This is a genomic window from Ruegeria sp. CE12, from assembly GCF_056537525.1.
Genome location: NZ_JBQFRS010000001.1, coordinates 80,160 through 103,509, shown reverse-complemented (window position 1 = coordinate 103,509; position 23,350 = coordinate 80,160). Strand labels below are relative to the sequence as shown.

The 23,350-nt window shown below is 54.8% G+C and carries 26 protein-coding genes; 12 read left to right on the top strand and 14 right to left on the bottom strand.

Annotation, left to right across the window (positions count from 1 at the left end; all coding sequences use genetic code 11):
- Positions 1-209 precede the first annotated feature (209 nt).
- The 7 genes from infC to cobA all read right to left on the bottom strand — a co-directional run bounded on the left by infC (position 210) and on the right by cobA (position 5,831).
- Complete coding sequence (infC, locus tag ACR0IO_RS00495) at positions 210-671, bottom strand: translation initiation factor IF-3 (protein WP_480739777.1); 462 nt, start codon at positions 669-671, stop codon at positions 210-212.
- A gap of 244 nt (positions 672-915) precedes the next feature.
- The gene (locus tag ACR0IO_RS00490; RefSeq protein ID WP_480739776.1) at positions 916-1,749 is read right to left on the bottom strand and encodes a ferredoxin--NADP reductase; all 834 of its coding nucleotides are present in this window, start codon (positions 1,747-1,749) and stop codon (positions 916-918) included.
- Positions 1,750-1,857: 108 nt separating this feature from the next.
- Complete coding sequence (locus ACR0IO_RS00485) at positions 1,858-2,265, bottom strand: DUF934 domain-containing protein (protein ID WP_155142017.1); 408 nt, start codon at positions 2,263-2,265, stop codon at positions 1,858-1,860.
- Positions 2,262-3,023 carry a phosphoadenylyl-sulfate reductase gene (locus tag ACR0IO_RS00480; RefSeq protein WP_480738520.1) on the bottom strand — a complete coding sequence of 254 codons (762 nt, stop codon included), beginning with the start codon at positions 3,021-3,023 and terminating at the stop codon, positions 2,262-2,264. Before ACR0IO_RS00480 ends, ACR0IO_RS00485 begins: the two co-directional genes overlap by 4 nt.
- Positions 3,013-4,677: a nitrite/sulfite reductase gene (locus tag ACR0IO_RS00475; RefSeq protein WP_480738517.1), complete on the bottom strand. Its 1,665-nt coding sequence runs from the start codon at positions 4,675-4,677 to the stop codon at positions 3,013-3,015. The genes ACR0IO_RS00480 and ACR0IO_RS00475 overlap by 11 nt, the downstream gene beginning before the upstream one ends.
- Positions 4,678-4,740: 63 nt before the next feature.
- Positions 4,741-5,055 (bottom strand): DUF2849 domain-containing protein, encoded by a 315-nt coding sequence (locus tag ACR0IO_RS00470; protein ID WP_155142010.1) that lies wholly within the window; start codon positions 5,053-5,055, stop codon positions 4,741-4,743.
- Complete coding sequence (cobA, locus tag ACR0IO_RS00465; protein WP_480738514.1) at positions 5,055-5,831, bottom strand: uroporphyrinogen-III C-methyltransferase; 777 nt, start codon at positions 5,829-5,831, stop codon at positions 5,055-5,057. The genes ACR0IO_RS00470 and cobA overlap by 1 nt, the downstream gene beginning before the upstream one ends.
- Before the next feature lie 144 nt (positions 5,832-5,975).
- On the opposite strand from cobA, the gene ACR0IO_RS00460 reads away from it, so the two are divergent.
- Positions 5,976-6,455: an Lrp/AsnC family transcriptional regulator gene (locus ACR0IO_RS00460; RefSeq protein ID WP_155142006.1), complete on the top strand. Its 480-nt coding sequence runs from the start codon at positions 5,976-5,978 to the stop codon at positions 6,453-6,455.
- Between the two features lie 43 nt (positions 6,456-6,498).
- On the opposite strand, the gene ACR0IO_RS00455 is transcribed toward ACR0IO_RS00460, so the two are convergent.
- The gene (locus ACR0IO_RS00455; protein ID WP_480738511.1) at positions 6,499-7,680 is read right to left on the bottom strand and encodes a cytochrome P450; all 1,182 of its coding nucleotides are present in this window, start codon (positions 7,678-7,680) and stop codon (positions 6,499-6,501) included.
- 47 nt (positions 7,681-7,727) lie between these two features.
- On the opposite strand from ACR0IO_RS00455, the gene ACR0IO_RS00450 reads away from it, so the two are divergent.
- The 5 genes from ACR0IO_RS00450 to ACR0IO_RS00430 all read left to right on the top strand — a co-directional run bounded on the left by ACR0IO_RS00450 (position 7,728) and on the right by ACR0IO_RS00430 (position 14,217).
- Positions 7,728-9,461, top strand: a complete 1,734-nt coding sequence (locus ACR0IO_RS00450) for a sensor histidine kinase (protein ID WP_480738509.1) — start codon at positions 7,728-7,730, stop codon at positions 9,459-9,461.
- Positions 9,458-10,687 (top strand): sigma-54-dependent transcriptional regulator, encoded by a 1,230-nt coding sequence (locus ACR0IO_RS00445; protein WP_480738506.1) that lies wholly within the window; start codon positions 9,458-9,460, stop codon positions 10,685-10,687. The genes ACR0IO_RS00450 and ACR0IO_RS00445 overlap by 4 nt, the downstream gene beginning before the upstream one ends.
- Before the next feature lie 359 nt (positions 10,688-11,046).
- Complete coding sequence (locus ACR0IO_RS00440) at positions 11,047-12,048, top strand: DctP family TRAP transporter solute-binding subunit (RefSeq protein ID WP_170333083.1); 1,002 nt, start codon at positions 11,047-11,049, stop codon at positions 12,046-12,048.
- 115 nt (positions 12,049-12,163) lie between these two features.
- A complete protein-coding gene (locus ACR0IO_RS00435) occupies positions 12,164-12,841 on the top strand; it encodes a TRAP transporter small permease (RefSeq protein WP_480738504.1) in 678 nt (225 codons plus the stop codon).
- The gene (locus tag ACR0IO_RS00430; protein WP_480738503.1) at positions 12,841-14,217 is read left to right on the top strand and encodes a TRAP transporter large permease; all 1,377 of its coding nucleotides are present in this window, start codon (positions 12,841-12,843) and stop codon (positions 14,215-14,217) included. Before ACR0IO_RS00435 ends, ACR0IO_RS00430 begins: the two co-directional genes overlap by 1 nt.
- 57 nt (positions 14,218-14,274) lie before the next feature.
- On the opposite strand, the gene ACR0IO_RS00425 is transcribed toward ACR0IO_RS00430, so the two are convergent.
- Positions 14,275-15,084, bottom strand: a complete 810-nt coding sequence (locus tag ACR0IO_RS00425; protein WP_155141996.1) for a hypothetical protein — start codon at positions 15,082-15,084, stop codon at positions 14,275-14,277.
- Positions 15,085-15,387: 303 nt separating this feature from the next.
- On the opposite strand from ACR0IO_RS00425, the gene ACR0IO_RS00420 reads away from it, so the two are divergent.
- Both ACR0IO_RS00420 and ACR0IO_RS00415 read left to right on the top strand, forming a co-directional pair.
- Entirely contained in the window at positions 15,388-15,699 is a 312-nt protein-coding gene (locus ACR0IO_RS00420) for a DMT family transporter (protein ID WP_480738501.1), read from the top strand.
- A gap of 78 nt (positions 15,700-15,777) precedes the next feature.
- The gene (locus ACR0IO_RS00415) at positions 15,778-16,224 is read left to right on the top strand and encodes a nucleoside deaminase (RefSeq protein ID WP_480738499.1); all 447 of its coding nucleotides are present in this window, start codon (positions 15,778-15,780) and stop codon (positions 16,222-16,224) included.
- 22 nt (positions 16,225-16,246) lie between these two features.
- On the opposite strand, the gene tpiA is transcribed toward ACR0IO_RS00415, so the two are convergent.
- Positions 16,247-16,996 carry a triose-phosphate isomerase gene (tpiA, locus tag ACR0IO_RS00410; RefSeq protein ID WP_480738497.1) on the bottom strand — a complete coding sequence of 250 codons (750 nt, stop codon included), beginning with the start codon at positions 16,994-16,996 and terminating at the stop codon, positions 16,247-16,249.
- A 124-nt stretch (positions 16,997-17,120) separates the two neighbouring features.
- On the opposite strand from tpiA, the gene ACR0IO_RS00405 reads away from it, so the two are divergent.
- Complete coding sequence (locus ACR0IO_RS00405) at positions 17,121-18,035, top strand: isopenicillin N synthase family dioxygenase (RefSeq protein ID WP_480738495.1); 915 nt, start codon at positions 17,121-17,123, stop codon at positions 18,033-18,035.
- Here ACR0IO_RS00405 and ACR0IO_RS00400 read toward each other — a convergent pair.
- Positions 18,032-18,397: a HesB/IscA family protein gene (locus ACR0IO_RS00400; RefSeq protein WP_480738493.1), complete on the bottom strand. Its 366-nt coding sequence runs from the start codon at positions 18,395-18,397 to the stop codon at positions 18,032-18,034. The two genes, ACR0IO_RS00405 and ACR0IO_RS00400, sit on opposite strands and share 4 nt — an antisense overlap.
- 210 nt (positions 18,398-18,607) lie before the next feature.
- Between ACR0IO_RS00400 and ACR0IO_RS00395 the strand changes: the two genes are divergently transcribed.
- On the top strand, positions 18,608-18,946 hold the full coding sequence (locus ACR0IO_RS00395; protein WP_480738491.1) for a hypothetical protein: 339 nt from the start codon (positions 18,608-18,610) through the stop codon (positions 18,944-18,946).
- Positions 18,947-19,245: 299 nt separating this feature from the next.
- Here ACR0IO_RS00395 and ACR0IO_RS00390 read toward each other — a convergent pair whose 3' ends face one another.
- The 3 genes from ACR0IO_RS00390 to ACR0IO_RS00380 form a co-directional block, all read right to left on the bottom strand.
- Positions 19,246-19,608 carry an SUF system Fe-S cluster assembly protein gene (locus ACR0IO_RS00390; RefSeq protein WP_155141983.1) on the bottom strand — a complete coding sequence of 121 codons (363 nt, stop codon included), beginning with the start codon at positions 19,606-19,608 and terminating at the stop codon, positions 19,246-19,248.
- Positions 19,609-19,704: 96 nt separating this feature from the next.
- Complete coding sequence (locus ACR0IO_RS00385) at positions 19,705-19,983, bottom strand: NfeD family protein (protein WP_480738489.1); 279 nt, start codon at positions 19,981-19,983, stop codon at positions 19,705-19,707.
- Positions 19,983-20,873, bottom strand: coding sequence for an SPFH domain-containing protein (locus tag ACR0IO_RS00380; RefSeq protein WP_155141979.1), 891 nt, complete (start codon positions 20,871-20,873; stop codon positions 19,983-19,985). Before ACR0IO_RS00380 ends, ACR0IO_RS00385 begins: the two co-directional genes overlap by 1 nt.
- 175 nt (positions 20,874-21,048) lie before the next feature.
- Here ACR0IO_RS00380 and ACR0IO_RS00375 point away from each other — a divergent pair, with 175 nt between their 5' ends.
- Both ACR0IO_RS00375 and tgt read left to right on the top strand, forming a co-directional pair.
- Positions 21,049-21,960, top strand: a complete 912-nt coding sequence (locus ACR0IO_RS00375) for a nucleoside hydrolase (protein ID WP_480738486.1) — start codon at positions 21,049-21,051, stop codon at positions 21,958-21,960.
- A gap of 63 nt (positions 21,961-22,023) precedes the next feature.
- Positions 22,024-23,154, top strand: coding sequence for a tRNA guanosine(34) transglycosylase Tgt (gene tgt, locus ACR0IO_RS00370; RefSeq protein ID WP_480738484.1), 1,131 nt, complete (start codon positions 22,024-22,026; stop codon positions 23,152-23,154).
- The last annotated feature ends 196 nt before the right edge of the window (positions 23,155-23,350 follow it).

Below are 23,350 nucleotides of genomic sequence, written 5' to 3'. Positions count from 1 at the left end.
TTGAGGCAAAAGAGGATTCTGAGCTTTTCACTTTGCGCCAATCAATCGTCGAAATCAGAGTGCCTGAAATCGACACGTCGTCGGTTTCAGACCTTCTGAATTTGTTGATTGGCTGCTGGCGTTACAAATCGCGCCAATTGAATTTCCAGTGAACAAAAAACCCTGCCAGAGTGTCTCTGACAGGGTTCGAAATTGGATATCCGCAGTAATTACTTTTGCGGAAGAGGGCCAATCATCATAATCATTTGACGGCCTTCCATCTTCGGCATGTTTTCAACCTTGCCGATTTCCTTGATATCTTCAGCTACGCGTTCCAGCAGCTCACGGCCCAGATTCTGGTGTGCCATCTCTCGTCCGCGGAAACGCAGGGTAACTTTGACCTTGTCGCCGTTTTCGAGAAACTTAACCACGTTGCGCATTTTGACGTCATAGTCATGCGTGTCGGTGTTGGGCCGGAACTTGACCTCTTTCACCTCGATGATTTTCTGCTTTTTACGGGCTTCGCTTTCGCGCTTCTGCTGCTCATACTTGAACTTGCCGAAATCCATGATCTTGCAGACCGGCGGGTTCGCGTTGGGCGAGATCTCGACCAGATCAAGTCCGGCATCTGCAGCCATCTGCATGGCTTTGGCGGGATGAACCACTCCGACATTTTCGCCTTCGGCACCAATCAGTCGAATTTCGGGGGCACGGATCTTGTCATTGACGCGAGGGCCGGTGTCTCTTTGCGGCGGCGCGTTGTGAGGTCTGCGGGCTATGGGTTCATTCCTTTGATGATTGCAGAATTTCGAGCCCGGAATTTAGACTGCCCCGGGCGGTGTTTCAAGCGCCATAAACGCGGAAATAGCTGATTTTCGCGGGTTTCACGATAGTTAGTAGACCGGTCAGAGATCAATTCTCTGACCGGTAAGCAATTTAACCCACAAAGGCTTTTTCGATAACGAACTCTTTGGGATCCGAATTTGCGCCTTCGCGCAGGCCGAATTCCTCAAGGATCGCCTTGATATCGTGGTTGAACGCAAGGCTGCCACAGACCATTGCGCGATCCGTTTCCGCTTGAATGCCACCTTCGATGCCCAGATCTGCAAAGACAGTACCGTCTTTCAGCAATTTGGTGATGCGGCCCATCTTGGGGCTCTCTTCCCGTGTTGTGGTCGGGTAGTAACGGATCTTGTCGGCAAAGCCTTCGCCCATCAGTTCAGCCAGCATCTCGTCCTGACGGATGTTTTCGATCAACTGACGACCGTATTCCAGTTCAGCGACCTCACGGCAGGTATGGGTGATGATGATCTCGTCGTAGTCCTCGTAGGTCTGCGGCTCGCGCAGAAGCGAAGCAAACGGCGCAAATCCAGTACCGGTCGCAAAGAACCACAGACGCTTACCTGGCAGAAGCGCGTCGTGCACCAGTGTGCCAACAGGCTTGGGCCGCAGGATGATCTGATCACCCGGCTTGATGTGCTGCAGTTTCGAGGTCAGCGGGCCATTCTGAACCTTGATCGAGTAGAACTCCAGCTCTTCGTCCCAGGACGGCGAGGCTATGGAGTAGGCTCGCAGCAACGGCTTGCCGTTGTCGCCCAGCAGACCGATCATCACGAATTCGCCCGAGCGGAACCGCAGCGAGGCAGGGCGTGAGACCTTGAACGAGAACAAGCTGTCGGTCCAGTGCTTCACATCAAGTACGGTTTGTGCGTCCGGAAGGACAGGGGCCTTTACGGCGGTTGCTTCGGTCACGGATTTCATCTCTGTCATCGTTTCACTATCGGTCTGCTTAACCGACATCTCCGTTTAATCTTTGATCCAAGTCAGGAAAAGGGGGCAAGTTGCCCCCATTTCGTCACAAGCTGGCGATTGGCGGGATTATCCGCGCAGGCGGGCCTGATAGTTATGGCTTTGCCAATCAGAACGGGCAAGCCACTGATCCTCGGGCTGGCGGGTGGCCAGTGCGTTGTCGATTTCTACCTCATCGAATCCGCTGCGACGCGCCATTGCATATTGGTCAGCCAAGACATGACCTTTGGCGCGCAGACGGCCTGTGTAGCCTTTCAGGCGCAACACGCGCGCGATTGTGAACCCTCGTCCATCTGCCGAGGATGGAAAGTCCACACGCACCATCTTAGCGCTGCCCAGTCGGTCGATCAGCTCATCGGGGTCGGTGTCCGATGCCACGTCCAGCGCAACGACGTCGTTTGCGGCGTCTTCCAACGTGACGTAGCCATCGGTCCAATCATCAGGCGAAAAGCCTTCATCAGTTACGATTACGTTCATTGTATCTCTCCTGCGCGAACCATCTTGCCGTCGACAAAATGGATGCCGCATTCTTCCTTGTTCTGATCACGCCAGCGTCCGGCGCGGGGGTCTTCACCTTCTTTGACTGGCGAAGTGCAGGGGGCACAGCCGATCGAAGGGTATCCTTTGGCCACCAGCGGGTGCCGGGGCAGGCGGTTTTCGTCCATATAGGCGCGAACATCTTCTGGCGCCCAATGGGCCAACGGGTTGACCTTGATGCGTCCGGTGCCGTCCTCGACCTCAAAAAACTCAAGCTCGGCACGGGTGCTGGACTGAAATCGCTTGCGTCCTGAGATCCAGCCGCAATATCCACTCAGCGCCCGTTGCAGAGGAAACGTCTTGCGCAAATTGCAGCAAGCGTCTGTATCGCGCAGGTGCAGCGCACCGTAAGGATCGTCACGCTCAACATCTTCGTCATCCGCCCGGATAATTTTGACATTGGTTAGACCCAAACGTTCACTGACTTCCTGCTGATACTCCAATGTTTCGGTGAACAGCATCTGCGTGTCGATGAACAGGACAGGCGTAGCTTTGTCGACCACTGCCGCCATATGCAGCAACACCACCGATTCCGCACCAAAGCTGGAGACCAGAGCAAGCTCTTCGATTTCCTGCAACGCGCCATGCATAACGTCATGGGCACTGTGGTGGCGGAACTGGGCGTTCAGCGCTTCGACCTTTTCGGTCAGTTCCGCGCGGTCTGCACCCAGTTCCGTTTGGATCAGGTCAAGCGGCATTGGCCTGCGCCTCGGGGTAAAGCGCCGCTTTGAACGGTGCCATGCCAACGCGGCGGTAGGTCTGCAAGAACGTCTCCTCTGCGCTGTCACGCTGATTCAGATAGGCGTCGACGATACGTTCCACGGCGGGCACGATCTCGTCGTAAGCAAAGCCAGGACCGGTGCGATCACCAACAGCCGCGGTCTCTGTCGCGTCACCACCCAGAGTGATCTGGTAGTTCTCGACGCCTGCGCGATCCAGGCCCAGGATGCCGATGTGACCCACGTGGTGGTGACCACATGCGTTGATGCAGCCTGAAATCTTGATCTTCAGGTGACCGATGTCATGCTCAAGCTTCAGCTCGTCAAAGCGGGTCGCAATCTCTTGCGCAACCGGGATCGAACGGGCAGTTGCCAGCGCGCAGTAATCCATGCCGGGGCAGGCGATGATGTCGCTGATCAGGCCAATATTGGCGGTGGCCAGTTCGTGCTCTTTCAGCTTGGCATGGATCGCAGGCAGGTCTGACTTGTGGACATGCGGCAGGATCACGTTCTGCTCATGGCTGATGCGCAGTTCGTCATAGGCGAACTCTTCGGCCAGATCAGCCATTACACGCATCTGTTCGGCAGTCGCATCACCCGGCGTCTGGCCGTGCTTCTTGATCGAGATCGTGACGATCGCGTGGTCCGCGTTCTTGTGCGGCGCGATGTTGGTATCGACCCAAGAGCGGAAGACCGGATCGTTGGTGTAGGCACTTTCGAACGACGCAACCGAGGCTTCACGGAAGGTTGGCGGGGCAAAGTGGCCCTTGATCTCTTCCAGCTGAGCCATATCGGCGCCCTTGAACTGCGGGCGAACCTGCAGGAAGCGCTCATTCACTTTGGCGCGGATGGCGTCGATGCCATGCTCGTGCACGGTAATCTTGATGCGCGCCTTGTACTTGTTGTCGCGGCGGCCGATCTGGTTCCATACGGAAACAGTGGCTTCCAGATAAGCCAGCAGGTCGTCAAAGGCGACGAATTCGGACAGTTCCTTACCGATCATCGGGGTACGGCCAAGACCACCACCCACGATAACGCGGGCGCCCAGCACGCCCTCACGCTCAACCAGTTGCAGGCCGATGTCATGTGCCTTGATCACGGCACGGTCGTTTTCCGAGCCGGTGATGGCGATCTTGAACTTGCGCGGCATGAACTGGAATTCCGGGTGGTCGGTGGACCACTGGCGCAGCAGTTCAGCGTATGGGCGTGGGTCAGCGACTTCGTCCGCGGCGGCACCGGCAAAATGGTCGGCGGTCACGTTACGGATTGTGTTGCCCGAGGTCTGGATGGCGTGCATGCCAACCTCGGCCAGCGCGTCGAGCATGTCCGGCACGTCGTTCAGTTTCGGCCAGTTGTACTGGATGTTCTGGCGCGTGGTGAAGTGGCCATAGCCTTTGTCCCACTTCTCGGCCAGCAGGGCCAATTGGCGCATCTGTGCGCTGGAAAGGGTGCCGTACGGGATCGCAACGCGCAGCATGTAGGCGTGCAACTGCAGGTACAGACCATTCATCAGGCGCAGAGGTTTGAACTCGTCTTCGGTCAGCGAGCCGTCAATGCGGCGCTCGACCTGAGCACGGAATTGGGCGTTACGCTCTGCCAGAAAATCTTTGTCAAACTCGGAGTAGCGATACATGTCTAGCTGTCCTTTTTTGCAGCCCCGGATCCGGGGCCATATAGGGGAGAGAGGGGCCTGAGGTCAGACCCGGGGCTGCTGGGAAGATTCCTGTTTGCCGTGGGCATAGTTGGACGGACCAGTTCGGCGGAAGTCCTCCCGAAAATGGGTGGGTTCCGGGCCGTTCTCACCAGCTACGGCGTCAGCCAGATAGGCACCCACGATCTTGCTGACCTGACGCTCGGCATCCAGCAGGCGAACCTGCGCATGTGCCTCGTCAGTGATCAGCTCTGCTTCGCTCAGGTCACGAGACCAGCGATCATCTTCGGTCAGATAAATCACGTCGCCTTCCAGCAAGTCATTTGCGGTGACGACTTTGGGGGTAAAAGCGCGGGCCATCAGGCAAGTTCCTTGTTGAATTTGGTTGCGGCTTTGGCCGCGTCGCGCGGGGCAAGGCCGTAAAATGTAAGGGCAGGGCCATCGAGTTCGGCAGATGCCAGATCGGTGGGCAATTGGTCGAGTGTTGTCGCCACAACGCGCTGGTCCGGACGTGAGGCATTTTCGACCAGTGTCACAGGCGTGGCACGATCAGCGCCGTGCATGATCAGGCGACCCTGAATGAAACGGGCGGATTTCTTACCCATGTAGATTGCGGCCACAGAACCGGGGCGCGCCAGCGCCGTCCAGTCGTGATCTGCAAATCCCTTCATGTCATGACCAGTCAGGAACCGGACCGAGGAGTTGCGCCCGCGCCGTGTCAGGCTTTGACCAATTCCGGCGACTGCGGCTGATGCAGCAGTAATGCCGGGCACGATGTTCCACGAAACGCCTGCTGCGTCGAGCGCATCGATTTCTTCGTCCAGTCGTCCAAAGATAGTGGCGTCACCCGATTTCAGGCGAACCACACGCAGACCTTTAAGTGCATATTCGACCAGAAGCGCATCGATGTCTTCCTGTTTCCAGGAAGGGCCAAAACCAGCTTTGCCTACATCGATCAGTTCAGCGGTTTGGCCCGCCAACAGCAGAATCTCATCGCTGATAAGGCGATCATGCAATACAACATCCGCCGCCTCGAAGGCGGTCAGCGCTTTGAGGGTCAGCAATTCGGGATCACCGGGGCCTGCGCCGACGAAATCGACGTGACCTGCGTGCCCTTGTGTCTGCGTAACCTGCATTAGAGTGCCTTGGCGTTTGTTTGACTTGACCTGCAATATAGGAAATATTCCCGGTCATACGCCATATATCCGCGCAAATAAGGACATACGTTCTGTCTGCGGTGTAAAGCGGGACGCGAGTTTTGAATTGGAAGGAAAATTGGGATGTCAGTGCGAATAGACGACACGGATCGGAAAATTCTGGCCGAGTTGCAGCGCGACGCCAGTCAGTCGTTGGATGAGATTGCGGCCAGAGTTGGCAGTTCCAAGACGCCGGTCTGGAATCGAATTCGCAAGCTGAAGGGGGCCGGTGTCATTGGTCAGCAAACCGTGCTTTTGGATGCAGAGGCGCTGGGTTTTGAGGCGACGTTCTTTGTCCTGATCAGAACTTCTGAACACGAAGCGGAGTGGCAACGGCGTTTCTTGAAAGCACTGCGTGACCGACCCGAAGTTCAGGAGGCACACAGGCTTGCCGGGGACATTGATTACATCCTGAAAGTACGGGTGAAGAACGCCCGTGCTTATGACGCATTCTACCAGACACTGATTTCAGAAGTGCGTGTGCACAATGTGACGGCATTGCTGTCGATGGAGGAAATCAAATCCACCACGATGCTGCCCTTGAATGCGTTGACCGAATCCTGAACCCCGATCCGCAGACAATCAAAACATCAGGGGATATCTGAAGTCAGATCTGAACCATCAGTTTTGTCAGCCCATGAAAGTGATAGCTGTTGGAATACTCAGGTGCCTCGGCCAAGCGAAGGCCAGGGCAACGCTCAAACAGGATTGGCAGCGCAATACGCATCTCTAGACGGGCGAGTGGTGCGCCGACGCAAAAGTGAAGACCACCGCCAAAACTGGTGTTTGTCTTTATCGAGCGTGTCGGATCAAATCTATCCGGATCGTTCCAGATCGAGGGGTCGCGATTTGCAGCGCCCAATAACAAGGCGACCTGATCACCGCGAGAGAACCGGTGCCCATAAAGTTCCACATCCTCATATGCATAGCGCGTGAACATATGAAGCGGTGGATCAATTCTCAGGATTTCCTCAATGGTGTTGTCGATCGTGTCTGGCATCAAAGACTCTGCACCCGCCCCGGTTTCCAGCAGCGTTTTGACACCATTTCCCAACGAGTGGACCGTTGCCTCATGTCCGGCATTGAGCAGCAGGATACAGGTTGCAATCAGTTCATCACGCGAGAGCTTCTCACCATCTTCTTCGGCTGCAATCAGGCGAGTAATCAGATCATCACGCGGTTCGGTTCGACGTTTCCCGATGTATTCATCAAGGAAATCCGTGAATTCCTGTGAGGACTGCGCTGCTACATCCTCGGTCTGGCGCGTTCTGCTGGCCTGATACATTGCCACCATGTCATGCGACCACCGCAGCAGATGCGGAGACATCTCTTCCGGCACACCCAGCAATCGACAGATGGTGATGACCGGAACTTGTATGCAATAAGCGTCCAGCAGGTCGAATGGTTCTTGTGGGAACGTGTCGATCAATTCGTGGCAAAGATCTTCGATTCCGGGCGCAAGGGCCGCTATTGCCCGTGAAGTAAATGCCCGAAGTACCAATGAGCGCAACCTTGTATGGCGGGGCGGCTCAGCCTCCAGCAAGGAGTGCTTTTCGACCAGTAACCAAGGGGCGAGGTGAGCGGGGCCTTCAACCGTCAGTTCCTCTGGAATCTCACGTCCAAACCTGCGATCCCGAAACAGAGACTGAACCGCCACGTGAGAAATGGCCGCGGGCATTTTGTATTCATCCCAATAGACAAGATCGCCATAGCCGCGGGCCCGGTCATAGAACGGGTAGGGGTTCTGCACAAATTCAGGATCAGTCGGGGATTGGGAGAGTGTCTTCATGCTGCGCAGACTTGCCATGGGGCGCAGCGAATGCAAGACCCTATGTCATGCACAGGTTTTGGATCATTGTCGGGTACTTGTTCGCCGTCGCACTGTTATCAGCGATGGTCTGGTCTTATGGCTACCGTCAAGCGCTCACTCAACTCAGCGAAAAGGCTGAAGCGGATCTTGCGCTGGCATCGGACGGGCTGAGTTCGCAGCTGCAGGTGTATCAGGAACTTGCGGTCCTGATGTCGGATCATCCGGCCCTTAAACAGCTTGATAATCCAGCGGATAAATTCGCCGCACGGGAGTTGTTGCTTGAGGTGGCTGACAAAACCGCGGCCATCGACGTCATCTACGCCGATCGTGATGGGCAGGTTCTGGCCGCCGCTCATGATGTTGTTCAGGGAAATGTGAAGGGCCAACCTGCATTCGAGCGTGCAATGCACGGGGCATTGGGAAGCTCGCATGGTGTACTCTCGGGTATTGGAAACCGCATATTCTCATATGCTGCGCCTGCTTTTGGTCCTGATGGTCAGGTCGTCGGTTCCGTTATGATCATCGCAGACATCGAGGACGTTGAACGTACATGGCGCGGCAGTACCGAGGCTGTGTTCTTCATTGACCGAAGTGGTCTGGTTTTCATTTCCAACCGATCCGAGCTTTTGTTCTGGCAGAGATTTGATGGGCAAGTAGGGATCACGCCGCCACATGCAGAAGCGGGGAGCTTCGCCTCGAGCAGGATTGGGCCGCACGAGATTTGGAGCATTGGGTGGGGACCGTACCTGCCGGTACGCGCATTGCACCTGACCCGTGACCTGCCAGTGATCGGGATGACAGGTGAAGTGCTGATGGATATCGCGCCTGCACGGCGATTGGCGGCACTTCAGGCAGCTGCTGTCGCAGCGATCTTTCTGGCATTCGGGGCGCTACTTTTCCTTGCGACCGAGCGGAGGCGTACTCTTGCGGACGCCAATGCAGTTTTGGAGAGCCGCGTTGCGCAGAGAACGCGAGCTTTGACAGCAGCAAATGCCGCACTCAGGCGCGAAGTGGCTGAGCGTCAGGAAGCGGAAGCCGCGCTGAAGCGGGCGCAGGCCGATCTTGTGCAGGCAGGTAAGCTAAATGCACTGGGCCAGATGTCGGCGGGTATCAGTCACGAGCTAAACCAACCGCTTATGGCCATTCAGCAATTCGCTGACAATGGTGCTGCATTTCTAACACGAGGAAAGAGTGAAAAGGCCACCGAGAATCTGGGGCGAATTTCGGAAATGGCCGCCCGCATGGCGCGGATCATCAAAAACCTTCGCGCATTTGCGCGCAATGAAAGCGAACCAATGGGCAAGGTGGATCTGGTGCAGGTTATCAGAACGGCAGTGGAGCTCACCGAGCCCCGTTTGCATGCTGATGGGGTCACACTGGACTGGCACCCCAATACCGAGCCCGTCTACGCCTGGGGCGGGGAGGTGAGGCTGGTGCAGGTATTCGTTAACCTGATCAACAATGCGGCTGACGCGATGAGTAATCAGGAAGAGCGTCTTATTCGTATCGCCATAGACAACGGAGAACGGCTGGCGGTCACGGTTCGGGATATTGGTCCAGGTATCGAAGAGCCAGAGAAGCTTTTTGAGCCATTCTATACCACCAAGGCGGTGGGTTCTTCCGAAGGAATGGGGCTTGGCTTGTCGATTTCCTATGGCCTTGTCCAAAGCTTTGGCGGAAACATTCGTGGTACGAATGCAAGATCGGGCGCGATTTTCACGGTCGAGCTTGAATACTTCAAAGAGGACAAAGCCGCATGATCAAAAAGGTGCTTTTGGTCGACGATGATGCGGCAGTTCGCGAAGCATTGTCGCAAACTCTGGAGCTTGCAGATTATCACCCGGTTGCAGCAGGTTCATTCGTAGCAGCCAAGGATCACATCCGCCCGGATTTTGCCGGCGTAGTTGTCTCGGACATTAGGATGCCGGGGCGGGATGGGTTTCACCTGCTATCTTATACCCGAGAAATAGATCCGGATCTGCCAGTCATCCTTCTGACGGGTGAAGGGGATATCCCGATGGCAGTTCAGGCAATGGGACAGGGTGCTTTTGACTTTCTGGAAAAGCCCTGCGCCGCAGCAGATCTTTTGGCAGTGTTGGAACGCGCGTTTGCCAGCCGAACCGCGGTTCTGGAGCAGCGCGCGCTGAAAAGTGAGCTGGAGCGCGGAGATCCTGCCGCGCGTTTGCTATTTGGACTGTCTGCTCAGGCCGAAGCACTTCGAGATCGAGTTAGAAGCGTCGCGCCAACAGGCGCAGAGGTTCTTGTGACAGGGCCACCGGGCAGCGGCATTTCCAAGGTTGCCGAAGTGGTGCACCTGATGTCTCCGCGTGGACAAGGCCCGTTTGTCAAACGCCCAGCAGCAGGATTGTTGGCCGAAGACCTCCTGCGCGTTTGCGAAGATGCAGCGGGTGGCTCTTTGTTTCTTGATGAAGTTTCCGCAATGCCGGAAGCCACGCAATATGCAGCGCTGGAATTGATAGAGCAGGATGCCGGCGTAAGGATTGTCGCCGGTACGACCGCAGATCTGGCAGAACTGTCATCGCAGGGCGGGTTCCTCGCCGACCTCTTTTATCGTCTTGATGTCATGCGCGTGCGCATCCCGTCATTGGCGGAACGTCCCGAAGACATACCGGTGATCTTTCGCCATTACGTAGCTCAGGCCGCCGAACAAGCTGGCATCGCAGAACCCGAAGTCAGTTCTGAACACATGGCATCCCTCATGGCGAGTGATTGGCCGGGCAATGCAAGATCACTGATGTCGGCAGCAATGCGGTTTGTGCTAGGAATGCCTGAGGAGGTTACTCAAGCTGCTGATCTGGGGCTGAACGAACAGATGGCACGGGTTGAACGTTCTCTTCTGATTGCGGCGCTTGGGCGTCACAATGGTAAGGCGTCTGAGGCTGCCAAAGCGCTGAAACTGCCTCGTAAGACTTTTTACGACAAATTGGCGCGTTACCAGATTCGGCCGGAGGACTATCGCCGGTGACCCCGCTGTTCCTATATCCTTAATACATATTTTCATAAGGTTAGGTGGGGTAAGCTACCCGACCTGCGTTTGGAGCAATGAAAAATTCACGGTTCGATTCGCGGATGTGATTCGAGGTTGTGCGAAATTCCGCACAAATCTTGATTGTGGTGTGCGGGATTTCGCACATGCCTACAGCGCTATCAGTTTTTTCCGTTCGGGTGCATCTCCTAGTGAATTGATAAATAACAACTTAAATCAAGTTCGACATAGATGAATCAAAAAGTTGAGCGATAACTCCCGATTCGTTTCACTTCGCGTCATGCGACGCTGATCCAGTGTCCAAAAGAAGTTTCAAGGAAGTCCGGGAGGAAAAACGAATGAAGTTCCTGACAACGGCTGCAACCGCACTTGCGCTGTCCGTAACTGCAACGGCGGGCATGGCTGCCTGCGATGACGGTGAGATTGTCGTCAAGTTTGCGCATGTTACCAACACTGACAAACACCCCAAAGGTATCGCTGCTTCGCTGCTGGAACAGCGTGTCAACGATGAGATGAACGGCGTGATGTGCATGGAGGTCTATCCGAACTCCACACTTTATAACGACGACAAAGTCCTCGAAGCGATGCTGCAGGGCGACGTACAACTGGCCGCGCCTTCGCTGTCCAAGTTCGAGAAATTCACCAAGCAATTCCGTCTGTTCGATCTGCCCTTCATGTTCAAGAACATCGAAGCTGTTGATGCGTTCCAGGCATCGGCAGATGGTCAGGCGATGAAAGACAGCATGCAGCGCCGCGGCCTGCAAGGTCTGGCTTTCTGGCACAACGGCATGAAGCAGATGTCGGCCAACAAGCCTCTGGTTGACCCTTCGGATGCGGATGGCCTGAAATTCCGTGTTCAGTCTTCGGATGTTCTGGTTGCTCAGATGGAAGCCATCGGCGGTAGCCCCCAGAAAATGGCGTTCTCGGAAGTTTACGGCGCGCTGCAGCAGGGCGTTGTGGACGGGCAGGAGAACACCTGGTCGAACATCTACGGCAAAAAGTTCTTCGAAGTGCAGGACGGCATCACGGAAACCAACCACGGCATCATCGATTATCTGGTTGTGACGTCTGTGGACTGGCTGGACAGCCTGGATCCAGAAGTGCGTGATCAGTTCCTGACAATCCTTTCGGAAGTCACTGAACAGCGGAACAAAGAAGCCTTTGCCGTGAACGAAGCCGCCAAGGCATCGATCACCGACACGGGTGCCATCATCCGCGAGCTGAACCCAGAACAGCGTCAGGCGTGGGTCGATGCGATGAAGCCTGTCTGGGACAAATTTGCCGATGATGTAGGTCAGGACAAGATTGACGCTGCACAGGCAATCAACGCCGGGTTCTAATCCCGGTTCAAGACCGCGCCGTCCAGGGACTGGGGAGTTGTGGACGCGCAGGTCAGGCGGGCCGATACAGGCCCGCCGCATTCCACTCTCATCATAAAAATATGGGGACAATGAGATGTCTGGTGCGAAATCCGGCCCATCGGGGCTGGTCGACCAAATCGAAGAAACCCTGATCGCGTTGCTACTTGGCCTGATGACGGTCATCACATTTGCCAACGTGATTGCGCGGTTCGTCTTTAATTCCAACATTCTCTGGGCACTGGAACTGACCGTATTCACCTTTGGGTGGCTTGTGCTGCTGGGGGCATCCTATGCGGTCAAGAAGCACGCCCATCTAGGTGTGGACGCAATCCTGAACATGCTGGCACCTGCACCTCGCCGGATTATGGCACTGGTGGCGGTTGCATGTTGTTTGGCGTTTTCGCTTCTGATGCTCAAAGGAACTTATGATTATTGGGCGGTTTTCGCCGACCTGCCACCCACATCGGGCAGATGGTTCCCGACAGGGTTCGACACCGGCGCGCGCAGTCAGAGCTTTTATGAAGTCGATGACATTCCGATGATCGCTCCGCTGCGCTTTCTCGAAGACCTCATTAATTATGGGGAATACTACGAGAAGCTGCCCAAAGTGGTGCCTTATCTCGTTCTTCCCCTGTCGATGTTGTTGTTGGTCATTCGTTTTGCGCAGGTCGCTGTTCAGATCTGGCGCGGAGAGACGGATCGCCTTGTTGCAAGCCACGAAGTTGAAGACGAGATCGAAGAGGTCCGGGCTCAGCAAGGAGAGCATGACTAATGGACGTTGTAATTCTATTCTCCATGGTCATCGGCCTGCTGCTGATCGGTGTTCCGATCGCGGTTGCGCTTGGTCTCAGCTCGACCCTGTTTTTGCTGATGTATTCCGACAGTTCACTGGCATCAGTCGCCGGTACTCTGTTTGAGGCGTTTGAGGGACACTTTACGCTGCTGGCTATCCCGTTCTTTATCCTTGCGTCGTCTTTCATGACGACCGGTGGTGTGGCTCGCCGGATCATCAGGTTCTCGATTGCTTGCGTGGGGCATTTGCCCGGCGGTCTGGCAATTGCGGGTGTGTTTGCCTGTATGCTGTTTGCTGCACTGTCCGGTTCGTCCCCGGCGACAGTTGTTGCCATCGGATCCATCGTGATCGCCGGGATGCGGCAGGTAGGTTATTCCAAGGAATTCGCTGCTGGCGTGATCTGTAACGCGGGCACACTCGGGATTCTGATTCCTCCGTCCATTGTGATGGTGGTCTATGCCGCCGCTGTCGAAGTTTCGGTTGGCCGGATGTTCCTGGCTGGTGTCATTCCGGGATTGCTGGCTGGCCTTATGTTGATGGTCACCATCTACATCATGGCCAAGGTCAAGGACCTGCCAAAGGGAGATTGGAAGGGCTGGGGTGAGATCTTTGTTTCGGCACGCGAGGCCGGTTGGGGCCTATTCCTGATCGTGATCATTCTTGGCGGGATCTATGGGGGTATCTTTACCCCAACTGAGGCTGCTGCTGTTGCAGCGGTGTATGCGTTCTTCATTGCAAGCTTCGTATACAAGGACATGGGGCCGCTCAGCACGGCAGAAGGGACACAGAACCTCTCGCTGCTGAAGAAACCTTATGCGCTGATCACCGCATTCTTCCATCCCGATACCAAACATACGCTGTTTGAAGCCGGAAAACTGACCGTGACGCTGTTGTTCGTTATCGCCAACGCGCTCATCCTCAAGCACGTTTTGACGGATGAACAGGTGCCGCAACATATCGCCGAGGCGATGTTGTCTGCCGGGCTTGGGCCGATCACGTTCCTGATCGTGGTCAACGTGATCCTGTTGATCGGTGGTCAGTTTATGGAGCCTTCAGGCCTGTTGGTCATCGTCGCACCGTTGGTTTTCCCGATAGCAATCGAACTGAATATTGATCCGATCCATTTGGGCATCATCATGGTGGTGAACATGGAGATCGGGATGATCACGCCTCCGGTCGGGTTGAACTTGTTCGTGACCTCGGGCGTTGCCGGGATGCCAATGATGCGCGTCGTCAAGGCCGCGCTGCCATTCCTGGCTGTACTGTTCGTCTTCCTGATCATGGTCACCTACATCCCATGGCTTTCGACATTCTTGCCGAACACGTTCATGGGGCCGGAAATAGTGACAAACTAGGAAATCATGTTCCGCATTCAGGGCCGGTTGAAAAACTGGCCCTGAATGTTCGAAAGATCAGCTGCCATATTTTTGCAGATAATCGGCGACCCAGCCGATACCACCGTAGGCGTGCCGCCGCCCGATACTCCAATAACCGATATCATCGTTCACCAGTTCATCGGGGTTTGGCCGGCCATGAAAGATCACGATCTTCGGCCGGTCTGGAAGTTTGCGATAGGTCTTAAAAATCAGGCCGAAGGGCCAATAGGGCACCAGATGGACAAGCCCGATGCACCAGTTCTTGGGATAGCACTTGCGCTTGTAAGCCAGTTTGGACACGTAGTTCTGATCATTCCCATATTCGTCATGATGTTTTGCTGCATCAAAATTATCGTACAAATGGAATTGCTCGGCTGGAACGAAACCAACGACCGAGGAATTCCCGCGTGTAACCTGATTCATGAACCCTGGAACCAGATCCCAGAATGCAGCCGGGATCATGCGCCAGAGCAAACCGCGGAACTTGGGCATCAGGTACAGACCGCCCTTATCCCGAACTATTTTCAGCAATGGTGTTAGATCGCCTGTCACCATGATGTCGAGATCCAGAAACAGCGCTGCATCATATCCTTCGACGATACGTCTGTCGAACATGAGGACCTTTGGAAACTTGCCATATTCCCAATTGGACTGGGCCATCTGAGGGAAGTCGAGGGGGCGGCATTTGATCCCCGAATCCAGACCTTCGAAATTGTCCGTTATACAAATGAAGTCGTGATCGACCTGCAGATGATCGCTGACCGCACGATGGAGCATGTTGACATATTCGTTGCCATACATCGTACCCCACTTCATGCAGACAACGCAGAACTTCTGACGCGACATGCTCTGAGCCTCTTATAATCTCATTCTTCAAAACGGCCTGTTTTCCGCGCCTTGCGGAGTTCAGACTCAAACTTTTGGGTGTCTAGCATCAAAATATTGTGTTCGTCCAAGATTGATTGATGACGACTTCTTTGGAGCTCCAATGGCTTTTGGTATCAGGACGTAATAGTCTCGGTTTTCACAAAGCTTTGTCGCTCGTTGACCTTGCAATTTCAGTTTCTGTTTATAACTGAAGAGCAGAGGACGACCTCACCATCACGGGATATCATTCGGGACGACCCGAACGGATATTGAGGTCTCTTCATGCCTTGGATTTATCTTCTTTTTGCAGGTCTGCTTGAAATCGTCTGGGCTGTAGCCATGAAGCAGTCGGCGGGTTTTGCTCGTTTGTGGCCCACTGCTATCATGGGTGTTTCAATGGTGGGATCATTCGGCCTATTGGCTCTGTCGATGCGCACACTGCCGCTTGGAACGGCCTATGTGATCTGGACCGGGATCGGCGCGGTTGGTGCATTCCTCGTAGGTGTGATGCTTTTGGGCGAAGCGCTGACGCCAATGCGCATTTTGGCGGCTGTCTTGATCGTAGTGGGGTTGATCACGATGAAACTGGCCTGATGTCTGATGCAACCTGCCGTTGACCGCTGAGCGGGTATTCGGCAGGCTGCACTGAAAGCCATTGGAGCCGTACCACTTATGCTGAACGAAACTGACGCACAAATGCTGCGAATTGCCTATGAAGAAGCCAAAGCTGGTTTTGACGAAGGTGGTTGCCCGATCGGTTCTGTTCTTGCGCGTGCAGGGCAGGTGGTTGCTCAGGGCCGCAATCAACGTGTGCAGAAGGGCGATCCTATCGCACATGGTGAGATGGATGCCCTGCGCAAGGCCGGGCGGCAAAAAAGCTATCGCGACACCGTGCTTTATACTTCGCTGTCACCTTGCATGATGTGCGCAGGTACCATCGTTCAGTTTGGTATTCCGCGAGTCGTCATCGGTGACACTGTGAATTTCGGGGGCAATGAAGAGTTTCTGCGTCAGCGCGGGGTCGAGGTCATCCTGGCGGAAGACCCTGATTGCATTGCCTTGATGCGGCGCTTCATCGAAGAGAAGCCCGAGTTATGGGCAGAAGATATCGCTGAATAAGGCCGCTCGGTCATTGAAGCGGTTAAGCGCCTTCGAGTGCGCGAATGATGCCCGAGAAATCCTCTGCCTTCAGGCTCGCGCCACCGACCAGTGCGCCATCAACATTTGACACACCAAAGATTTCGGCTGCGTTGGAGGGTTTGACCGAGCCACCATAGAGGAGCCGGACTGAACGACCCACGCCCTCGCCAAAGCGGCGCTCCAATCGCGCACGCATGAAATCGTGAACCTCACCGATTTCTTCCAGCGTAGGAACTTTGCCGGTGCCGATTGCCCAGATCGGCTCGTAAGCCACCACGAGGTTTTCGCCAGTCGACTGATCCGGAATTGAACCGGACATCTGACCGCCGATAATATCCAGCGTGTTCGCCGCCTCACGTTGCTCAAGGCTTTCCCCAACGCAAATAATTGTAGTCAGGCCTGCATCCATTGCCGTGCGTGCTTTGGCCCGAACATCTTCGTTTTGCTCACCGTGATCTTCACGACGTTCCGAGTGACCCAGAATGACCGAGTTGGCACCTGCATCTTTCAACATTTCAGCACTTAGATCGCCTGTATGCGCGCCAGAGGTGGCTGCGTGACAATCCTGTCCGCCGACAGCGATTCCGGTATGGTGAACCGTTTGAGAGGCCCGGTGCAGCAAAGTGGCCGGAGGGCAGATCAGGATGTCTACCGACGGATCCGGAAAAGTATGAGCCAGTGATTCCAACTCGGCCAGCGCAGGTCCGGTGCCGTTCATCTTCCAGTTGCCTGCCGCCAGTTTGCGCCGCATGTCGGTATCTCCCTGATCTTTTTAAAGTCTTTAAGCCAGTTAACATCGTGCGCGGGTGCTGACAATTCCGCTTGCGAAAGGAATGTCTAAACGGCAGTTTGCCCGCGCAAAAGGTAAGAGCAGAATGATCGACAATCTTGACCTCAACAAACTGGATTTGCGCGATCCGGTAGAACTTAACCGATTGGCAACTGCGGTAAGCGAAGTTGGTTTTCTGACCATTGAAAATACCGGGCTGGATGCCGAAAGGATCGGTCAGGTAATAGATGCCTATCACAATTTTTTTCTCATGCCGGAAACGTTCAAACGCAACGTTGATATGGCACGCACCGGCGCGAACCGCGGGTGGGGTGCGCCACAATCCGAACAGGTCGATCCAAATGCAAACCCTGACTACAAAGAAGTGTTCGATTGTGGATACGAAGTACCCCCTAACAATCGGTATGCCGGTAGTGGATTGAGCGTCTATGCACCCAACCTTTGGCCGTACAGCTTGCCAGAGTTTCGGGAGACTATTCAAAGCTACTATGCCGATGCATGTGGCGTGGCGATGCGTGTTTTGAGGGCAATCGCTGTTTCCCTTGGGCGTGACGCGGCAAGCTTTGATACCGCTTTTGACACTCCGATGGCCCTATTGCGTGGAAACTTTTATCCGGAACGTCCTGATTGGGCAGGAGAAAAAGACTTTGGGATTGCTGCACATACAGATTATGGCTGCCTGACTTTGTTGGCGACCGACGGAAACTCAGGCCTCGAAGTTCAAATGCCAAATGGCACATGGGAAGGTGTGAATGCCGCGCCGGGAACTTTTGTGATCAACTTTGGTGAGATGCTTGAGTTCTGGACGGCTGGGCAGGTCAAGGCGACATTACATCGGGTCAGAGGAGGGCAAGAAGAACGCATATCCGTGCCGCTGTTCTTTAACCCGTCATATGACACCAACGTCGCCCCACCGGGATCCGATCAGGTAATCGGTGCCGGAGAACATCTGACCCGCCGGTTCAATGAAACCTATGTCCATCTGCAGGAAAACGCTTAGCGCTGAGCAGCCAGGTTTTCGTCGAATTTGATGGATTCACCGCAGCCACATGCGTCGACGACATTCGGATTCTTGAACTTGAACCCGGACTCCAACAGGGACACCTCGTAGTCGATTTCGGTTCCGAACAGGAACATTTGCGCCATCGGGGCAATCATGACCTTTGCGCCATCCTGTTCGACCACTTCGTCGTTCGGATCGGCCTCATCTACGTAGTCCATGGTGTATTCCATGCCTGCGCATCCGCCCTTCTTGACGCCAATGCGCAACCCGGCATGCCCACCTGATGTCATCAGGCGAACAATCTGCTCTGCAGCCTTTGGCGTTATGGTCACGGCTTGTTTGCCGGGAATGCCGAACATAGTGGTCTCCGTTGTCGCGCGTTATATCCAATCTAAGTCTGACACCGGTCGGGCTCAAGAGAGAGCATTCAAGTTGGCTTAACTTTCTTAGTATGTGATCGAATTCCTTTTCTTGCATCAACGTCATGTATCACATTAGCGTTGCTTCTAGCCTCTTTCCTGGAGGCGATATTTTGAAGGTTGTTTGTCGAAGAAGAGGCGGTTTTAGAGATGGAACAGAAAGTAATGACACAGGTGGCGAGTGCATTGGCAGGACTGTCGTGCCTGGCATTGATTGGAATGGCCAGCACCGCATCGGCAGCAGGTGCCGAGAAGACCCATCCTGTCAACTGCGCCACAGCAGAGGGTGACCTGCGTGCGATCGCAGCGGAAAAGAAACATGCTGAGGATCAGCAGGCTGAAAGCGTTTTTGCGATTACGCCAGCCGGGGCGTTGCTGGGACTGGTTTCCGGTACTGAAAACAAGAGACTGGAAATGTTATCAGGGGATTACGTCAAAAAGCTCGACGAACGTTCTGCTGAAATCAAGGAGACCTGCGGGATTAAGTGATTTCGCGCGACTGCTGGTTAGGGTCAAAAAAAGGACCGCTCTCGGGCAAGAGCGGTCCTGAATTCCGGGCTCGCCTTCCAGGGGGATAGCAAGCGGTCACTGAGCCCACGCACCACATAAACTCTGCTTACGTATCAACGACATCTGCGTCAGGGCTGATTGCCCGTCGCGGACGAGATACTTACTCAGGCGGTGCAGTTAAGTTGTCCGATTTCTATGTGACAGAAATCCCAAGAAACGGTAACGCACAGATTACCGTTTTATGACAAGGGCCTGTTTTCTGTGGATAAATGCGTATCCTACATGAAGCCAAGCTCGAGGCGGGCTTCGTCAGACATCATTTCCATTCCCCAGGGTGGTTCCCAGGTCAGTTCAACGTCGACTTCCTTTACACCTGCCACTGGCTCGATCGCCTCGACGATCCAACCGGGCATGTCGCCCGCAACCGGGCAACCCGGAGCGGTTAGCGTCATGATGACTTTGACGGCATTATCTTCGGCAATATCAATCGTATAGATCAAACCCAGATCATAGATGTTTACCGGAATTTCCGGGTCAAACACAGTTCTGCAAGCCTCGACCACTGGATCATACAGCGGGTGTTCCACGGATGAAGGCGCAATCAGCGGCGTACCTTCAAGATGTTCACTTGGGTGGGTCATTGAAGCCTCGGGTCTGTTACCTGAGAATTTATATAGGGAAAGCCTTAGGCAGCGTCCAGAGGGGCAATGGCGCCCGAAACCGGGCGCCAAAGCAATTTAGTCGTTTATGTCGTGGTTGAAGGTTCTCACCTGTCCATGCGGTAAGGCGAACATGCGGCGCAATACCAACCACGCGACCAGCGAAAGCACTGCGAAGATCAACAGCAAAATCGGGAGCGATGGTGTAACCCCGGGGATGATCAGCAGTATCCCTGTGATGGCCGCCCCGATTGCAAAGCCCAAAAAGATGAACCCGGGCAGAATGACCTCAAGAATACCGACTGCAAGAGCTCCAGCCAGCCAGAGCCACCAGGTCAGCCAGAAGGGATCAGCCATCATTTGCCTCCTTTCAGCATTTTGAAGGCGTCACCAAACGCTTCAAGTGCGTTCGCAGGAACAACAATGGTTTGTTTGCCGGTGCCGTTACCCAATGCGTTCAGCGATTCAACCTGTTTCAATGCTACCTGATATTGCGCAGCCTCGATGCCATTATCCTGAATGGCCTTGGCCACAACACCGGTTGCGTAGGCTTCGGCTTCGGCCTGAATACGGCGGGCCTTGGCGGTTTGTTCGGCCGCATAAAGCTCGGCATCGGCATGAAGCTCGACTGCGCGTTTCTGACCTTCGGCTTCGGTAACCTGCGCACGACGGGCACGTTCTGCATTCAGCTGCTGTAGCATTGCGTCACGAGTTGCCTGATCCAAGTTCACGTCCAGAATCTCGGCACGGGTGACTTCGATCCCCCAGTCATCGACGGCGGTTTCGACGCTTTCTTGAATGCGGGTAATCAACTGCGCACGGTTCGACTGAACTTCGTCGAGGTCCATCTTACCAATTTCGGCACGTACAATACCTGCCACGGTGGTCGCGATAGCGCCGTCTACGTCGCGAATACGGTAAACTGTCTTTTCCGGCTCAAGAATGCGGTAGAAGACCGATGTATCGATCTGTACCAGAACGTTGTCCTTGGTGATTGCGTCCTGTGTAGCATTCGGCAACTGGCGTTCCAGAATGGATATCTTGTGACGCGCAACATCCAGAAATGGAACAATAAAGTTAATGCCCGGGCCAAGCACCGAATGCAGCCGCCCGAACCGTTCGACCACATATTTTTCGGATTGCGGAACGATTTTGATGCCCTTCAGGACGACAATGATGATCAGCACTGCCGCCAGAAGGTAAATTATGTTTGATGTGAGCAGTCCGATAATCTGGTCTTCTGTCATATCTGTCCTCGTTTATTGTGTACGACGGTATACATCTGGGGATTGAGTCGTGAATTTTCAACTCTGGTATGGATGGAATGCGACCGGAATCATATGCGTGAAATCGGTAAAGTAGTGGGGAATTTGTTGTCTGTGACCGCTTTGCATCCCGATCTGGCTGCGCTATCGGGGCGGGATGAAACTGATTATCGACACTGATCCCGGCATCGACGATGCGATGGCCATTGCTTATGCTGCTGCAGCGCCAGAAATCGACCTGATTGGTCTGACCACTGTGTTCGGCAACACTCATGTCCATCAATCCAGCAGAAACGCCCGTTTTCTGGCGGATAAACTGGGGCTGAGTATTCCCGTGGCCGAAGGGGCGTCCGCCGGTCGTCATGCCGAAAGCCATAGCCCGTCCGAGCATGTTCACGGACCCGAGGGCTTTGGCGATCTGACCGATATTCCGCAAGTAGGTGAGAACCACCACCTGAATGCCGCCGAATTCCTTGTTGAGATGGCGCGGCGGCACAAAGACGAGTTGGTTGTTTGCGCCGTTGGCCCCCTGACCAATATCGCTGATGCGATGCAGCTGGATCCCGGGTTTGCCGGAAACATCCGCCGACTGGTCATCATGGGGGGTGCTGTTTATTGTCCTGGCAATATCACGGCGCATGCCGAAGCGAACATCTATCATGATGCGAAAGCGGCTGATGAGATCTTTTCCAACCCACCCGAAACGGTTCTGGTAGGCTTGGATGTAACGCTCAAAACCCTCTACGAGACCGCAGATTTTGAAGCGCTTGCTCAATCTTCGCCCGATATGGGTAGTTTTCTGCGAGATATATCGCGTTTTTATCTTCAGTTTTATAGGGATATCGGTGGCCTCGAAGGTTGTGGCCTGCATGATTCAACGGCCGTCATCGCCTGCTCACACGAGCCCATGTTCGATACAGTGGAAACAGGCCTGCAGGTCGTTCTTGATGGGGAAGAGTTTGGAGCAACGCAACCTCATCCATCACGCCCGCCGGTACGAGTCTGTAAAGACGTGGATGGGGCAGGCGTCGTTCGTCTTTTCACCGAGAGAGTGGCCTCGCTGCCCTGACGGGTTGCAATGGCTGTATAGATCGGGCAAAGCCTGCCCGGTTCAGCGACCCGAGGCGTGCATATGACACAGCAGTTTTCATTCGAACTGAAGGCCACAGACGGAAAGGCCCGTACAGGCGTGATTCAAACGCCAAGAGGCGAAGTGCGCACTCCGGCCTTTATGCCAGTGGGTACTGCCGCCACTGTTAAGGCGATGATGCCTGAAAGCGTGCGGGCCACAGGGGCAGACATCCTGCTGGGCAACACCTATCACCTGATGTTGCGCCCAACGGCCGAACGGATCGACCGTCTTGGCGGGCTGCACAAGTTCATGAATTGGGAACGTCCCATTCTGACGGACTCGGGCGGGTTTCAGGTCATGTCGCTGGCCGGCTTGCGAAAACTCACCGAAAAGGGCGTGACCTTCAAATCTCATATCGATGGGTCAAAGCATGAATTGACGCCCGAACGCTCAATGGAAATTCAGCGGCTTTTGGGTTCGGACATTGTAATGTGTTTTGACGAATGTCCGGCGCTGCCCGCAGATCGCGAACGCATCGCTGAATCCATGCGTCTGTCGATGCGGTGGGCTGAGCGGTCGCGCGAAGCATTTGGTGATCGACCGGGTCATGCACTGTTTGGAATCATGCAGGGCGGTCTTGAAAGCGATTTACGCGAAGAAAGCGCTGAAGCCCTGAAAAGCATCGGTTTTGAAGGATACGCGGTTGGCGGCTTGGCTGTGGGCGAAGGGCAGGAAGCCATGTTCTCGTGTCTCGATTATGCACCCAGTTTCCTGCCGGAAGATAAGCCACGATATCTGATGGGGGTCGGTAAACCCGACGACATCGTGGGCGCTGTCGCGCGCGGTATCGATATGATGGATTGTGTGCTGCCGTCCCGATCTGGCCGTACCGGACAGGTCTTTACCCGCCGCGGAGTGGTCAATATCAAGAACGCCCGTCACGCCGATGACCCACGCCCCTTGGATGAGGCTTGTTCTTGCCCAGCCTGCTCAAACTACTCACGTGCCTATCTGCATCACGTCTTTCGGGCGAATGAGATGATTTCGGGCATGCTGCTGACGTGGCACAACCTGCACTATTTCCAGGAGATAATGCAGGGAATGCGCGATGCGATTGCGGCGGGCACATTTGACAGCTGGCAGGCAGATTTCCACGCGCAGCGAGAGCAGGGCGATATCGAGCCGATTTAAGGCGCATATGGCGGGTGCTTCATTAATTTCGGTGGATATATCCATTGCATGCCTTGCAGTCCCTGAGACCTCGGGTCATTCTGAATCACGACACACGGCGGTGAGGTTGAAATGGGCCACAAAGTGCCCCACCTTTATCGTCCAAGACAGGAGATGGCCAAAGGTTGCCTGAATCAGGGACCGGTGCCGTCTTGCC

Excerpts from the sequence above, each read along its gene's own strand:
- ACR0IO_RS00415 (WP_480738499.1), top strand. The coding sequence starts at position 15,778 with ATGCTGAACGAAACTGACGCACAAATGCTGCGAATTGCCTATGAAGAA.
- ACR0IO_RS00405 (WP_480738495.1), top strand. The coding sequence starts at position 17,121 with ATGATCGACAATCTTGACCTCAACAAACTGGATTTGCGCGATCCGGTA.
- ACR0IO_RS00470 (WP_155142010.1), bottom strand. The coding sequence starts at position 5,055 with ATGGCCCGCGCTTTTACCCCCAAAGTCGTCACCGCAAATGACTTGCTG.
- ACR0IO_RS00440 (WP_170333083.1), top strand. The coding sequence starts at position 11,047 with ATGAAGTTCCTGACAACGGCTGCAACCGCACTTGCGCTGTCCGTAACT.
- ACR0IO_RS00455 (WP_480738511.1), bottom strand. The coding sequence starts at position 7,680 with ATGAAGACACTCTCCCAATCCCCGACTGATCCTGAATTTGTGCAGAAC.
- ACR0IO_RS00400 (WP_480738493.1), bottom strand. The coding sequence starts at position 18,397 with ATGTTCGGCATTCCCGGCAAACAAGCCGTGACCATAACGCCAAAGGCT.
- ACR0IO_RS00390 (WP_155141983.1), bottom strand. The coding sequence starts at position 19,608 with ATGACCCACCCAAGTGAACATCTTGAAGGTACGCCGCTGATTGCGCCT.
- ACR0IO_RS00445 (WP_480738506.1), top strand. The coding sequence starts at position 9,458 with ATGATCAAAAAGGTGCTTTTGGTCGACGATGATGCGGCAGTTCGCGAA.
- tgt (WP_480738484.1), top strand. The coding sequence starts at position 22,024 with ATGACACAGCAGTTTTCATTCGAACTGAAGGCCACAGACGGAAAGGCC.
- ACR0IO_RS00395 (WP_480738491.1), top strand. The coding sequence starts at position 18,608 with ATGGAACAGAAAGTAATGACACAGGTGGCGAGTGCATTGGCAGGACTG.
- ACR0IO_RS00380 (WP_155141979.1), bottom strand. The coding sequence starts at position 20,873 with ATGACAGAAGACCAGATTATCGGACTGCTCACATCAAACATAATTTAC.
- ACR0IO_RS00430 (WP_480738503.1), top strand. The coding sequence starts at position 12,841 with ATGGACGTTGTAATTCTATTCTCCATGGTCATCGGCCTGCTGCTGATC.
- ACR0IO_RS00490 (WP_480739776.1), bottom strand. The coding sequence starts at position 1,749 with ATGACAGAGATGAAATCCGTGACCGAAGCAACCGCCGTAAAGGCCCCT.
- ACR0IO_RS00435 (WP_480738504.1), top strand. The coding sequence starts at position 12,164 with ATGTCTGGTGCGAAATCCGGCCCATCGGGGCTGGTCGACCAAATCGAA.
- ACR0IO_RS00385 (WP_480738489.1), bottom strand. The coding sequence starts at position 19,983 with ATGGCTGATCCCTTCTGGCTGACCTGGTGGCTCTGGCTGGCTGGAGCT.
- ACR0IO_RS00450 (WP_480738509.1), top strand. The coding sequence starts at position 7,728 with ATGCACAGGTTTTGGATCATTGTCGGGTACTTGTTCGCCGTCGCACTG.
- ACR0IO_RS00480 (WP_480738520.1), bottom strand. The coding sequence starts at position 3,023 with ATGCCGCTTGACCTGATCCAAACGGAACTGGGTGCAGACCGCGCGGAA.
- tpiA (WP_480738497.1), bottom strand. The coding sequence starts at position 16,996 with ATGCGGCGCAAACTGGCGGCAGGCAACTGGAAGATGAACGGCACCGGA.
- ACR0IO_RS00375 (WP_480738486.1), top strand. The coding sequence starts at position 21,049 with ATGAAACTGATTATCGACACTGATCCCGGCATCGACGATGCGATGGCC.
- ACR0IO_RS00425 (WP_155141996.1), bottom strand. The coding sequence starts at position 15,084 with ATGTCGCGTCAGAAGTTCTGCGTTGTCTGCATGAAGTGGGGTACGATG.
- ACR0IO_RS00420 (WP_480738501.1), top strand. The coding sequence starts at position 15,388 with ATGCCTTGGATTTATCTTCTTTTTGCAGGTCTGCTTGAAATCGTCTGG.
- cobA (WP_480738514.1), bottom strand. The coding sequence starts at position 5,831 with ATGCAGGTTACGCAGACACAAGGGCACGCAGGTCACGTCGATTTCGTC.
- ACR0IO_RS00485 (WP_155142017.1), bottom strand. The coding sequence starts at position 2,265 with ATGAACGTAATCGTAACTGATGAAGGCTTTTCGCCTGATGATTGGACC.
- ACR0IO_RS00475 (WP_480738517.1), bottom strand. The coding sequence starts at position 4,677 with ATGTATCGCTACTCCGAGTTTGACAAAGATTTTCTGGCAGAGCGTAAC.
- ACR0IO_RS00460 (WP_155142006.1), top strand. The coding sequence starts at position 5,976 with ATGTCAGTGCGAATAGACGACACGGATCGGAAAATTCTGGCCGAGTTG.